This window comes from Paenibacillus cellulosilyticus (assembly GCF_003182255.1).
Lineage (GTDB): Bacteria > Bacillota > Bacilli > Paenibacillales > Paenibacillaceae > Paenibacillus_T > Paenibacillus_T cellulosilyticus.
Genome location: NZ_QGTQ01000042.1, coordinates 1 through 13802 on the forward strand (window position 1 = coordinate 1; position 13802 = coordinate 13802).

General features: G+C 53.7%; 11 protein-coding genes. 5 read left to right on the forward strand and 6 right to left on the reverse strand.

Going from position 1 to position 13802, the window contains the following annotated elements:
* Positions 1–579: 579 nt before the first annotated feature.
* The gene (locus DFQ01_RS28730; RefSeq protein WP_110047375.1) at positions 580–4407 is read right to left on the reverse strand and encodes a DNA polymerase III subunit alpha; all 3828 of its coding nucleotides are present in this window, start codon (positions 4405–4407) and stop codon (positions 580–582) included.
* Between the two features lie 318 nt (positions 4408–4725).
* On the opposite strand from DFQ01_RS28730, the gene DFQ01_RS28735 reads away from it, so the two are divergent.
* Entirely contained in the window at positions 4726–5055 is a 330-nt protein-coding gene (locus DFQ01_RS28735; RefSeq protein WP_245946923.1) for a YtrH family sporulation protein, read from the forward strand.
* 1 nt (position 5056) lies between these two features.
* Positions 5057–5554, forward strand: coding sequence for a sporulation membrane protein YtrI (locus DFQ01_RS28740; protein WP_110047376.1), 498 nt, complete (start codon positions 5057–5059; stop codon positions 5552–5554).
* A gap of 338 nt (positions 5555–5892) precedes the next feature.
* Here DFQ01_RS28740 and fabF read toward each other — a convergent pair whose 3' ends face one another.
* Complete coding sequence (gene fabF, locus DFQ01_RS28745; protein WP_110047377.1) at positions 5893–7131, reverse strand: beta-ketoacyl-ACP synthase II; 1239 nt, start codon at positions 7129–7131, stop codon at positions 5893–5895.
* 175 nt (positions 7132–7306) lie between these two features.
* On the opposite strand from fabF, the gene DFQ01_RS28750 reads away from it, so the two are divergent.
* A complete protein-coding gene (locus DFQ01_RS28750; RefSeq protein WP_110047378.1) occupies positions 7307–8164 on the forward strand; it encodes a helix-turn-helix transcriptional regulator in 858 nt (285 codons plus the stop codon).
* Positions 8165–8297: 133 nt separating this feature from the next.
* Complete coding sequence (locus DFQ01_RS28755) at positions 8298–8597, forward strand: YtpI family protein (protein ID WP_110047379.1); 300 nt, start codon at positions 8298–8300, stop codon at positions 8595–8597.
* 343 nt (positions 8598–8940) lie between these two features.
* Here DFQ01_RS28755 and DFQ01_RS28760 read toward each other — a convergent pair whose 3' ends face one another.
* The 4 genes from DFQ01_RS28760 to DFQ01_RS28775 form a co-directional block, all read right to left on the reverse strand.
* Complete coding sequence (locus tag DFQ01_RS28760; RefSeq protein ID WP_245946924.1) at positions 8941–9714, reverse strand: class I SAM-dependent methyltransferase; 774 nt, start codon at positions 9712–9714, stop codon at positions 8941–8943.
* Between the two features lie 64 nt (positions 9715–9778).
* Complete coding sequence (locus tag DFQ01_RS28765; protein WP_110047380.1) at positions 9779–11143, reverse strand: DRTGG domain-containing protein; 1365 nt, start codon at positions 11141–11143, stop codon at positions 9779–9781.
* Positions 11144–11237: 94 nt separating this feature from the next.
* On the reverse strand, positions 11238–11531 hold the full coding sequence (locus DFQ01_RS28770; RefSeq protein ID WP_110047381.1) for a hypothetical protein: 294 nt from the start codon (positions 11529–11531) through the stop codon (positions 11238–11240).
* 136 nt (positions 11532–11667) lie between these two features.
* Positions 11668–12003, reverse strand: coding sequence for a YlbF family regulator (locus DFQ01_RS28775; protein WP_110047382.1), 336 nt, complete (start codon positions 12001–12003; stop codon positions 11668–11670).
* 429 nt (positions 12004–12432) lie between these two features.
* Here DFQ01_RS28775 and DFQ01_RS28780 point away from each other — a divergent pair, with 429 nt between their 5' ends.
* Positions 12433–13797, forward strand: coding sequence for a YheC/YheD family endospore coat-associated protein (locus tag DFQ01_RS28780; RefSeq protein WP_110047383.1), 1365 nt, complete (start codon positions 12433–12435; stop codon positions 13795–13797).
* The last annotated feature ends 5 nt before the right edge of the window (positions 13798–13802 follow it).

Consider the following 13802-nt stretch of genomic DNA (forward strand, 5'->3'; position numbering starts at 1 on the left):
CGCCTAATTGCTCGGCGGCTTTCTTTGGTCCAATCTCATCACTTAATCTTACTGCTTCTTCTTTAAATACTTTGTCGTACCGTTTCATTGTCTCCCGTCCCCTCGTCAGCTTTCATTTTATTTCATACGAGGGTGTTTTTCGACTGCATTTTTATCGTAGCACTCCAAAATAAGTAATGTTAAACTGCGCTTATTTCACTTCCAGGTGCATTTTTCTGTACCAAATGCTGCAATAGGTGCGGTTTTGCTGCACTTATTGGCTAGTAATGACACGAATACCATGAATAAGCGTGGATTCAGTACACTTACTTTGCTCGTACTTTGAACTACAAAAAAAACAGTAAGCTGTGCCCTGAAAGGGCACGCGAGTCTCAGCAGGCAGTCACTCACCTGCGCCTCTTACAATCCCACGTTTACCCTTCCGGGGTCCTGGGGTACAGGTTTCCGTAAGGAAACCACATCGGAAGCATACGCTTAGTCCCCGGGGGTCCTCCCTAGCAGGGAGGATTTAGGTGGGTAGAACTCTAGAAATTTTAAATATTGAAAAAGAAAACGGGGTCAATAGAGGCGAGAGCGCCCCTATTTGACCGCGATGGCGCCTTTTCCCAGCAGGTCCTCTACGGCGCTGAACAGCTCCGGCGATGGCTTGACGCTGTACTGCTCGCTAAGCGCCAGCATACGCTGGTCGCGCTCGTAGAACAAGACCGTGGCCAGCGGCCCGGGATGCGAGACGAGCAGCTGTTTGAGCTTTTCCAGCACGGACGAATGCTCGCGTCCGGCTGCGATCTTGACGTACACCCGCTGCGCACGCTTAGCGGGTGGCGCCTGGCGGGGCTGCACAGCCGCCCCGCCTTCGGCCCCCTGCGGGGGCCGCTCGCCTGCGGGCTTCGCCCCCGCAGGCGGTGCCGCCGCTTCGCGGCGTGGCGCGGCTGCCGAAGGCTGCCGCGCAGCGCTGGCGCTGCTGCCGCCGCCGCTTCGCGGAGCGGCGGCGGCTGTGCCAGCGCCAGCCGGCCCCGGCGCGGCGACGCCTGCGCGCGCCGGGGCCTCGGCAGCGGCGCGCGGCGATCGCACGCGCGCCTGCTGCCGCAGGCGGCGTACCTGACCCGCAAGATTCGGGTCAGGGCCGCCTAGCGGGACGACGTCTTCGAGCAGCAGCTTGAAGTCGTCTTCCTGATGCTGCACGGCGGCAAGCGCAAGCACGATGCCGCCTTTCTCGAGCTTGTCCGCGTGCCGCTTCCAGAAGTTCGGGAACGCTACCGCTTCGACGCGCATGATGCGGTCCTCGACCTCAAGGAACGCCATCGCCTGGCCTTTGCGCGTTGTCATGGGCTTCATCGAGACAACCATCACAGGCAGCACAGCCAGCGTGCCATCCGGCTGCTCAGCTAGATCAACGAGTCGATCGACACCATGCGCCTCAAGCGCTTCCTCCGCTGCGTCGATGGGATGACCCGACAAGTACAAGCCAAGCAGCTCGCGCTCCAGCTCCAGCTTCTGACCCGTCGTATACGGTCGCACTTCTGGCAGCTCGACCTCCCAGTTAATGACTTCCTCGAAGCCAAACAGGTCCAGCTGCAGCTCCTCCCGATCCTTCCGCCATTTGGCAGCCGCTTCCACAATTTCATCAAGCGCACCAAGCAGCTGTGCCCGATGTCCAGGCAGCGAATCCGCAGCTCCTGACATGACGAGCGACTCCATGACGCGTTTGTTCACGACACGCAGATCAACGCGCCGGCACAGATCAGCCAAGCTGTCATACGGGCTTTCTGCCCGTTCCTTCATAATAGATTCAATCGCCTGCGTACCAACGTTCTTCACCGCAGCGAGGCCGAACCGGATCGCGCCTGCCGATCCATCGTTCTCGTGCCCCGATCCTGCCTGTGGCGCCCCCACCGTATCCGCAACATCAGTGCCATTCACAGACTCTTTCCCAACAATTCCAGCCGTCCCTTTCACCGGCGTGAACGTCACACCGCTCTCATTAACATCTGGCGGTAGAACGGGAATGCCCATCCGTCTGCATTCGTCCACATATTCCGCCGTCTTACGCTGGTTGCCCGTTACTGAGGCCAGCATCGATGCCATGAACGGGATCGGATAATGCGCCTTCAAATAAGCGGTTTGGAACGCAAGCACACCGTAAGCAGCCGCATGCGCACGCGGGAAACCGTAATCCGCGAACCGAACGATCATATCGTAGACATGGTTGGCGTCGTCTGCCGAATACCCCTGCTTCAAGCTGCCCGCTACAAAATGCGCCCGCTCCTCATCCAGCACCTCGCGCTTTTTCTTCGAAACAGCACGTCGGAGAAGGTCCGCTTCACCAAGCGAGAAGCCAGCCATCGAAGACGCGATCTGCATAATCTGCTCCTGGTAGACGATGATGCCATACGTATCGGCCAGAATCGGTTCCAGCGAAGGATGCGGATAGCTCACTTCTACAAGACCATGCTTGCCTTGTATATATTTAGGAATAAACTCCATCGGACCCGGACGATACAGCGCAAGCACCGAAATGATATCCTCGAATGCCGAAGGCTTCATCTCCTTCAGCACGCGGCGGACACCAGCCGACTCCAGCTGGAAAATGCCCGTCGTTTCGCCACGTCCAAGCATCGCGTAAGTTAACGGATCATCGTCGCGAACATGGCGAAAATCAATGTCTCGGCCGTACAATTCTTTCACCCAACGCAGCGTACGCTCGACGATTGACAATGTACGGAGGCCGAGAAAATCCATTTTCAACAAACCGACCGCTTCCAAATTTTCCATCGAATACTGCGTGAGCGCTGTCCGCTCAGTCCCTGTCTGCAGCGGCACGTAATGCGTCAGCGGCTCCTGCGAAATGACGACACCCGCGGCGTGTGTAGACGCATGGCGCGGCATCCCTTCGACCTTCATCGCCATCTTCAGCAGCGCATCCGTTCGCGGCTGCTTCGCGCAAGCATCCCGCAGCTCCGTGCTTATCCGAAGCGCTTCTTCAAGCGTAATTCCCAATTGGTTCGGAATAAGCTTCGCAGCACGGTCAACTTCGCCGTACGGCACATTCATCGCACGACCAACGTCGCGAACCGCAGCCTTTGCGGCCATCGTACCGAACGTTATAATTTGCGCGACATGCTCTTCGCCATATTTGGCGCTCACATAGGCAATGACCTCATCGCGGCGCTCATCGTTGAAATCGATATCGATATCGGGCATTGATATCCGCTCCGGGTTCAGGAAGCGCTCGAAGAGCAGCTTATATTTCAGAGGATCAACGTCGGTTATATGCAGCACATACGCAACGAGACTGCCTGCAGACGAACCCCGGCCCGGACCCGTCCGGATACCGCGTTCATGCGAGAATCGAATGAAATCCCACACGATGAGAAAATAATCGCTGTACCCCATCCGTTCAATGACTGACAGCTCGTAGTGCAGACGCTCTTTGGCAGCCTCGCTAGGTGCACCCTCGTAACGCTCTTCCAGTCCACTGAGGCACAGCTCCGCTAAGTAATCGGCGCTCGACATGCCTTCCGGCACTGGCCGGAACGTTGGCAGCGCAGCTCTTCCAAGCGTCAGCTCCAAGCGGCATTTGTCCGCGATTTCGAGCGTGTTCGTAATCGCCTCCGGCACATGACGGAACAGCGCAGCCATCTCGTCGGCGCTCTTCAGATAAAGCTGGTCCGTAGCTATTTTGAGCCGATCCTCGTCCTCAACGGTCTTGCCTGTCCCGATACAGATGAGCACGTCCTGCATTGCAGCATCTTCTGGCTGCAAGTAGTGGGAATCGTTCGTCGCCACCAGCTTGATCCCTAGCTTACGTGCTAATGTGATCAGTTCCGGCATCACTTTACGCTGCTCCAGCAGACCATGATCCTGAAGCTCAATATAATAATCGTCGCCGAAAATCGCTTGATATCGCTGCGCAGCAGCTTTCGCTTCCTCGTTTCTGCCGTGGAGAAGATGCTGCGGAACCTCCCCGCCAAGGCAGGAGCTTAAGCAAATAATCCCTTCCGCATGGTTCGCCAGCGACTCCATGTCAATGCGCGGCTTGTAATGCATCCCTTCCAGCTGGCCGATCGAGACGAGCTTCATCAAGTTGCGATACCCTGTCTCGTTCTTCGCCAGCAGAATCAGATGATAGATCGGATTCTCTTTCCTCGTCCCTTTATCGAAACGCGACCCTGCCGTCATATAAACCTCGCAGCCGATTATCGGCCGGATCCCGTGATCTCGGCACGCTTTATAGAACGGTATGGCGCCATACATGACCCCGTGGTCGGTGAGCGCAAGCGCATCCATCCCAAGCTCCGCCGCCCTTGCTGCCAGCTCGCGAATGCGTGCTGCGCCATCTAGCAGGCTGTATTCGCTATGTACGTGCAAATGCACGAATCGATTTCGTCCTTGTTCTGTAGCGTTCATGACGTCTCTGACCTCCCATGCCGTGCAATAGCTCGAATATGACTATTTTACCACATAAGAATTTATAGAGGTTGTTCAAAAAATCCGCTTTAGATCACGAATATGTACAGAAAGTAAAATGACTTCGAATCTTGCATCCACCCTTGATAACCGGTACTCCCGTGAAGTTAGCGCTGCCGCTCATCTTCGAACATTCCGATAAAAGTTTCTCATCATATTGACCCCCTATGGGCCCATACAATATAGCAATGGCCGGACAGGCCAAAGAGAGCCGTCCCTTCAAGAATGGCGGCTGCGGGGAACAGGAGGAAGCACTTGATGCTGAATGGCGTTCTAGCTAAGGCTATTGTTGATATGATGATCGCTTTCGGAGTCGTAGTTGGCGGTTCCATGCTGGCGGGAATAGGCTCTGTATTTGTACTAGCTCCCCCGGCAGTTTACATGATAGAGACAGCTACTAAGCTCAAAATATGGGCGATCGTCGCCGCGGTCGGCGGCTCTATTGATCCGATGCGCGTCATTGAGAGCAACATGCTTGCAGGTAATTTGTCGCCAGTTGCCGTCCAAATCTTTTATATCATCTGTTCATTCCTAGGAGCGCATATGGGAACAGAGCTTATCAAGGCGATATGCAAAGGGGCCTACTAACATGCGTGTCCCCCCATTCGAACGATATTACCGATATGTCCGATACAGCGTCGTTCTGCTGCTCGGCAGCGTCATCGGCGCAGCGGTCTATCATTCCATCTTCATGAACAATTTCAATACGGTCGTCCGATTGAACGGGCAGTTGAAAGAACAGCTGGAGCAAAGCGGACGCGATATCGATGATCTTAAGAAGCTGCAGCACCAGCACACTGTAATTAAGAGCATCGTCCCCTACATTGAAGATGAAGACAAACCGCTCAACGTGCTCGTAGAGACTGAGCTGAAGAAGCGGCTGAAAGAAGATTTGTCTGTTTTCATCGGCAAAAGCATCTACTCCATCGACGAGAATGCCGATATGGCGCGCACACTGTTGAAAAACAAACTGTACGCCGGCATTCGTGGTGCCGACTACAGGGTTAGCATCCTAACCGTGCTCGTCGTCGACAACGTGCTGCAAGTATGGGCGCGCGCAACTGTATATGAACGGCCTCCGGCTTGATCGATCGGCATCAACCTGCGAAAGCCAGCTAACAAGCCAAAACGGAGCATCCTTTTCCTGTCGTAAATTTTGTGCTGAATTGGATGATCGAGATCGTACACAAATAAGAGCGGCTCAGCCGCTCTTATTTGTTCAGGTCACATTCACTAGCCTATTTAAGAGCGGCATAACCACTCCTAATCTCTTAAATCGCCTCGCAAACTAATCACGGATCATCGGTAAGCGCAGTTTTCCCACACTTATCGGTGACAATGACCATGTATATCAATCATTCGTGTGGATTTACCACCCTTACGCGAATCGATTCCGAGCGCTGCACGCCAGCTCACATCTCTCGATTATTCCTCATATCGTTTCGCCACGATAACCGCATTATGTCCCCCGAAGCCAAATGAATTGGACAAGCCGATGTTCAGCGGCTGCTTGACCACCTGATTCGGAACATTCGTCAGCCCACATGAAGCATCCAGCTGCTCCAGATTGGCTGTTGGAGGCACGATGCCCTCACGGAGGCTCTGGATGAGCGCAACCGCTTCTACGCCGCCTGCCGCACCGAGCATATGGCCAAGCATCGATTTATTCGCTGTGACTGGAATACGCCCTGCTTGTTCCCCGAACAAACGGCCGATCGCCTGCCCCTCCGAACGGTCACCAACCCCTGTGCTTGTTGCATGAGCGCTAATCACGTCCACATCATCAGGTGTAATGCCAGCATCCGCTAATGCATGTCGCATCGCGAGCTGCGCGCCTGCCCCTTCAGGATGCGAGGCAACAATATGGTAAGCATCCGAGCTTGCACCATAGCCTGTTATTTCACCATAAATGTGAGCTTCCCGGCGCTTCGCATGCGATAACGACTCAAGTACGATAATGCCCGCTCCCTCTGACATGACAAAGCCATCTCGCTGCTCATCGAACGGGCGGCTTGCCTTCATCGGCTCGTCATTACGCGTCGATAGTGCCGTCGCATTGCCAAAGCTCGCTAGGGACAGCTCGGTAATCGCTGCTTCTGCTCCTCCTGCAATGACAACATCAACAAGACCAAGGCGAATAAGCCGCAGCGCTTCACCAATCGCTGTATTGCCAATGGAGCATGCTGTAACTGGCGACAATGTCGGTCCGAGCGCACCGTACCGGATGCTGATCGTCGCTGCCGCCATGTTCGAGATCATCATGGGGACAAGCAGCGGAGATACCCGCTCAGGGCCACGCTCCCTTAAAGTGCCGTCCTGTTCCAGCAGCGTGTTGAGACCGCCGATGCCAGAGCCGACATAAACGCCTACTCGCTCAAGATCAACCCGCTCCATATTGAGTCCAGAGTCCGTTATCGCTTGCTCTGCCGCCGCTAATGCAAATTGAACAAAGCGGTCCATCTTGCGCGCTTCCTTCCGTCCGAATCGACCTTCCGCATCGAAGCCACTCACAACACCTGCAATTCGGCTGCGCAGCCGGCTCGTATCCATCCCTTCGATAACACGAATACCCGACTCACCTTTCATTAATCGGGTCCACATCGATGCCGTATCATGACCCAAAGGTGTAATAACTCCCATACCCGTTACAACTGCTCGTTCCATTCGAATCATCTCCTTCGTTTCGTTCCGGTTGACTTAGTACCTGGTATTAAGTATCATGTCACAGGGGTTATCCTATTACAAGTTGCTGGTTATCCTAGTATAATGAGTACTATTACTACCTCTACCTACTTAGCGTAACGAATGACGAATTCATAGATGAAAGGCGGAGCGAACGATGAATCATGCTGCACGTCTGGCCGCTTTATCCGCTTTTTTGAAAACTCAGCGCTCGAAGTTGTCACCCGAATCCGTTGGTCTTCCTGTTGGCACACGCAGACGAACAGCAGGGCTGAGGAGAGAGGAAGTTGCTCAGCTAGCTGGCGTGAGCACAACTTGGTATACGTGGCTGGAACAAGGGCGAGATATTCAAGCTTCTCCTCAGGTGCTTGATGCGGTGGCAGGCGCGCTGCAGTTAACGCGAGATGAACGCAGTTATTTGTTCTCGTTGGCGTTTGACGCCGGGAGTGGAGTGAACACAATCTCCACTGCTCGGACTGAGCCAGTGCCAGAGCTGTCTCCTTCCCTGCTGCACATTCTGAAGGAGCTGCGTTATTGCCCCACTATCGTATCCGACAGGCGATGTCGGATTGTTGGGTGGAATGAAGCGGCAGCACATGTGTTTCTCGACTTCGGACTCGTTCCAGTAGAGGAACGGAATATGATCTCGCTGCTATTCTCCCGCCCGGAGTTGAAACGGCTTGCGATTAACTGGGAGCACTTCGCCAGCGGGTATCTCGCGATCTTCCGCTCCTATTACGGACAATACGTCGAAGATAGCTGGTACGAACAGTTTCTACGTGAAATGTCCGCGCAGCATCCCGACTTTCAACCGCTATGGGAACGCAGCCGTGTCAGTACGGCGCCTGAAGTTATTATTGAATTTCGCCATGCGAAGGCGGGCAAAATGCAGTTCCAGCTAAGCTCGCTGCAGCAGCATGGCGAAACCGACCTGCGACTGAGCGTCTACACGCCCGCACCTGCTTCGCCAACGGAGGACAAGCTGCGCAAGCTGATTAATGCGCCCGTGATTTAATCTTGCTGATCATTGCATGCAAGCCGCGTGCGCTGCTGTAAAATACCGCCCTATATTCCCTTGTGCGGTCATTGCGGGGCCTGCCCCCTTTTATGCTACAATAAGGCTATTAAGTACGAAGGAGCTGCACACCATGTACATCCTGCACTGGCTGTTGACCATAGCCGTTATCGTATCCTCGGTCGTTTCTGTTGTTTACAGCTTCAAATCCAGACGTTCGACCGATCCGCTCGTCCGCGGGCTCTACGCTGCACGCATGAATATTAGCATGGGCGCGATGCTCATTATGATCGCTCTCTTCCAGATGCTCGCCTTTTCCGGATCTACATTGAAGGTCGTTATCGGCGCAGTTCTGCTCGTGCTTGGCGTGTTCAATATTTTCGCAGGCTTGCGCAATCAGAGTACATACCGGCAGCTTGTTAAGCGTGGATAGGGGATATAGGGGCTTCGCCCCTTTGACCCCGTTACATTCCTAACCATTCAAGCGTTCTAGCCCACCTAAATCGGGAGTTCTACCCACCTAAATCAGGAGTTCTACCCACCTAAATCCTCCCTGCTAGGGAGGACCCCCGGGGTTTCCCAACCCCGGGACCCCGGAAGGGTAAACGTTGGAGTAGCAGAGACGCGGAAAAGTTACTGCCTGCCGGGAGACGCGTGCCCCTGTGGGGCACAACTTTCGTTCGAGCATGCTAATGTGTTGAATAAAAAAGGGTTGAGCAGCGTATTACTTCTGCTCAACCCTTTTTTTAAACCTCCAGTTTGTGCTGAATGACTCCTTACAGCTCGCCCCAATAAATTTCCGTCTCATATTCGAATGGGACGAGTCCGTCCTGCTCGTTCTGGTCGAAGATCGCCCGCAGCTCCTTCATCATCGGTTCAAAATTAGGATGGTCTGGTGTAGGGGCATAGGAGGATGAGTGCAGGCGGCCGCTTAGTCCATCGAAGTCGAACGATTGGCCGTAAATGAATCTTGCCTCTGCCATCGGCTTTGGTGCATAGAATGCAGCGAGGTCAGTAGGCGAAATATTTTTGTGCATCAGCTTCGCATAGTCGATGCCGTACGTATGGAGAAGACGGTCATAGGACTCGCGGAATGGCGTACCGCTAATGATGCGCGAGTTCCAGATCAAGACAACTTGTCCGCCCGGCTTCAGGATGCGGGCAAACTCCTGCCGTGCAGCAATGCGATCAAACCAGTGGAAGGCTTGCGCGCATACGACAAAATCGACGGACTGATCCGGAAGCCCGGTCTCTTCTGCAGAACCGGACACCGCTTGGAAGTGTGGATTCGCTCCAAGCTTCTGTAACGCGGCCTCGCGCATCTCGTTATTTGGTTCAACGGCAATGACATGGCTGCCTTGCGACAAGAGCAGCTCGGAGAATTTGCCTGTACCCGCACCTACGTCAGCGATAATACTGTCTTTACCGAAGCCAATCGTATCGTAAAGGTGTGCAATTGCTTCTGGCGGATAGCTTGGTCGATATTTCACATACGCGTCTACCCGATTCGAGAACCGTTCTTTACTGTTTATTTCCGCTCCTGATGCCATTACAATCGCCTCCGCTCTTATTCTCTTCCACGCCACGCTAAGCAACGTGTATATAGAGATAACCTTATGGCTCAATCGTCTGTACAGTCAGCATAGCCTTCGCCGCTAGCCCGCGGCTGTCTGCGACCTCAACCTCCACCTTGGACAGCTTGCGTCCAATCTCGAGCGCTCGAGGTGTAATGCTAATATCACTATCGATCTGAACGGGGCGCATGAAATAGGTCGTCAAGCTCTCAATGACATAATCATGCTTGCCGACGATACGAACGAACCGTCTTGCCGCCTCTATCATGAGCGCAGACAATACACCTTCGGAAACCGTTCCGAGCGGACCCGACATCTGCGGCATGATTTTGCCCGTATAGCGGTACTCGTACTGATCGACGCCTTCCTCGACTTCCTCCTGGACGAACCCTTCCCACATCAGATCGTCGAACGTCTGTCCTGTCTCCCGATGCTTGCCCGCATAGCGCATCGCATCCAAGACGTCCTTGCGGCTCACAACGCCAAGCAGCTTCCGATGGCGGTCGACGACAGGCAACAGATCGATGCCTTCGTTCGCCATCGTATGAGCAGCCGAGATGACTGCAATATTCGGAGCGATCGTGATGGGATGCCTTGTCATCAGCTTATCAACGGTCTGATCATCTGACGAACCAACCGCATCCTTGCTTGCCATCATGCCGATGACACGCCCACGTTCGTCGATAACCGGGAAGCGGAAAATGCCTGAATCGGAAGCAAGCCTATGGTAGTCGGCAGCCGTGTCGGTCGGCCGGAGCACCTGTGCTGGCTTGCTCATCGCAACGATGTCTTCGACCAGCATAATTTTACGCTTAATGAGCCGGTCATACATGGCCCGGTTAATCATCGAAGCGACGGTGAACGTATCATAGCGAGATACGATGATTGGCAGCTCCAGCTCGTCCGCCAGCCGCTTCATCTCTTCGCCAGGGGCAAAACCGCCGGTAACAAGCACGCCTGCTCCCTGTTCAAGAGCGACACGGTGTGCGTTCTCGCGGTTACCGACGATGAGCAGGCTGCCCTCGTCGATATAGCGGAGCATCGCGTCGAGCTCCATTGCGCCGATGGCGAATTTGTTCAGCGTTTTGTCGAGACCATTCTCGCCGCCATGAACACGTCCTTCGACCATCTCCGCAACCTCGCGGAACGTCAGCTGAATCGAGTTGCCTCTGCTGCGCTTCTCGATACGAACGGTACCGATGCGCTCCCGCGTGCTGACGATGCCGGAAGCCTCCGCCTCCTTGATTGCTTTGTAGGCGGTGCCTTCACTTACGCCAAGCGATTTGGCAATGGCACGTACTGATATTTTGGAGCCGACCTCCAGCTGTTCAATTGCTGCTAATATTTGCTCGTGCTTCGTCAGAGCGGCATCGCTGTCGATGCCCGTTCCTCCGTTCTTCGTCATGCTGACAGCCCCCTGTTATGATCCTATCCTGCTGCTCATGCGAACGCATCATACACAACAAAAGCCCGGCACCCACCGGGCATCGGGCCTTGACTCATTGTTTGGAACGACGGTAGCGCATTTGCGCTTGAATAGGCTGCTGCAGGCGACGTTCCCACATCGCAGCCCTTTCGCGCTTAATTTGCGCCAACCGCCGCTTCGTCGCTTCTTTCACGCCGAACAATTGATACAGCTGTGCGCTGATCACAATGAGTGCAAAGCCAAGCCACACAATTCCGAATACCGTACTAAGCGTCCAGCTCTGCCCAAACTCTATACGAGGCAGCGCGTACAGCACCATCGCGATCGCGACAGCCAAATAAATTACGTTGCGGATTGTTCCGGTCATTGGAATCCTCCTCGCATTCGCCTAGTAGGCGTTAGCGGCAACTTCTATTACCTTGTTCGGCATAGAGGCGCGCTTGTCCCTACTAACGTATGCGGTCGAATGATGCAATAGACCGTTCGTCCACATCCACCGGCAACTAATCCAACAGTGACTTCAAACCTTCGCCAAGAATTCGATTGACATCCTCAAACAGAACAGCGAATCGACGCTCCGCTTCAAAATACTGGCTGATCAGCGGATTAAGCGTCAACAACTCATACAGCTTGTTCATCTGCTCCAGCTCGCCTGGGGACGGCTCTTCGCCACTCATCATCTGGTGCTGCAGCATATGCTGCCGTTCCATAAAGCCCTCCAGCGAACGCTTGGCATCCGGATCACCATCTACAGACCGCTTAGCAGCTTGAAGCGCTTGTGCTTCAGCCGATTCACGCAGTGACTTCGCCAACTCATAAGCCTTATCGTATACGTTCATCTTCATCCACTCCTAATGACCGCAAGTTGCATCATGCTTATTCGATCATACCACTGTGTACACCACTCAGCCAAGATATTGTAATCAAATGTTTATGACGTACTTTGTGAACGCGCAATTTAGCAAAACGTTGGGCTCATAATCGGTCTTCTTTCTTAGAAAGTCGCAATGTGGCCAATCACCAAGGGATAGATGTCCTCATATGATGAAGTAATTCGTGTGATAAAAGCCTCTATCGAGGACGTTCGAAGATGAGCGACCTACGGCTTTGCGGAGCAAGGCCGCTTCGTAAGCATGAGGTCGTTTTTATCGCCAATCAGAATTTGTTTTTCCCCTGTACAATCTGAAACTTATATGGAAATTCGTATGCGGTAAAACACCTATGCCCTTCTAATCAACGTCATGCTCCCGCTTGGAAGGAGATTTACGATGCTCAAATCCAAAGTCGCCGTCCATGCGGTCAGTTTCGGCCTTCTGCCGGACGATGCGATCATGCTGGGTGAATCTTACCTGAAGCAGTGGAAAATCCCAACAGCCCAGCCGATCACCCTTCGGCTTGGCGCTTATCGCCAGCCGATCAAGGTCGTATCTGTCGCTCGCTATGACGGCATGCGCATCAATCAAAGCCTTGCCCGGCGAATCGGTCTCGCAAGCAGCACTACGCTGCGAATGCATTATTCCGAGAAAACGTCTACCCTTTCGCTAGGTCCGATTATCGGTGTATTGATCAGTCGCGATTATCCGAATTTGCCGGATCGGCCGTTCGGCTCCATTACGATGTTTTGCAAGGAACTGGTTGACGGCTGTGCGGATGAGGGCGCGCACGTGTTTTTTTTCACACCAAACGGGATATCCGACAGCTCAGATACGGTAGAGGGCTGGGTATTCAACAATGCATGGAAACGAATATCGCTGCCGTACCCTGATATCGTCAACAATCGGCTCACCTCACGTAAGCTCGAGAACAAACCAAATGTGCAGCAGTTCATAAAAGAAATCAAGATGCGCTACTCCGCTCAAGTATTCAACGAGAAGTTTCTCGACAAGCATGAGGTGTTCGATGCGCTCAAGGGTGACCATAAGCTCATCCGTTACTTGCCCGAATCCCATCTGCTGCGTAACTACACGATGCTGAAGGCGATGTGCTCCAAATACGAATCGGTTTTCCTCAAACCGGTTCGCGGCAGCCTCGGCAAAGGCATCATCAAAATTACGCGCACCGATGGTGGAGGCTACCAAGCGATGTTCACTACAACGGCCGGTACACGAAAGCAGCAGTTCGCTTCTCTCGTGAAGCTGTTCTCCTCCATTAATGTGAAGATGAAAACCGTTCGTTACCAGGTCCAGCAAGGGCTGCAGCTCATCGATATTGCGAAGCGTCCCGTAGATTTTCGTGCATTGGTGCAAAAAAATGCTTCCGGCAAATGGATGATTACGTCCATTGTGGCCCGAACAGCAGGCGGCGCACACTTCGTTTCAAATCTTGCCCGCGGCGGCACGCTCAGCACAGTGAAGGAAGCGATCGGCAAATCGAATCTTCTCATTGCCCGGCAAGAAGCGCCTGAGCGCTTGCAGCGAGCCGCACTCGAAATTGCTGAAGGCGTCGACCAGCATATCCCTGCCCACTTTGGAGAGCTGGGTATCGACCTTGCCGTCGATACGTCCGGCCGCGTATGGCTGCTCGAAGTGAACTCGAAGCCTTCTAAGAATGATAATACGCCGCTGACCGAGCAAAAAATTCGTCCATCAGTATTAAGAATGATTCAATACAGCCGGTATTTATCTGGCTTTTAATTCGG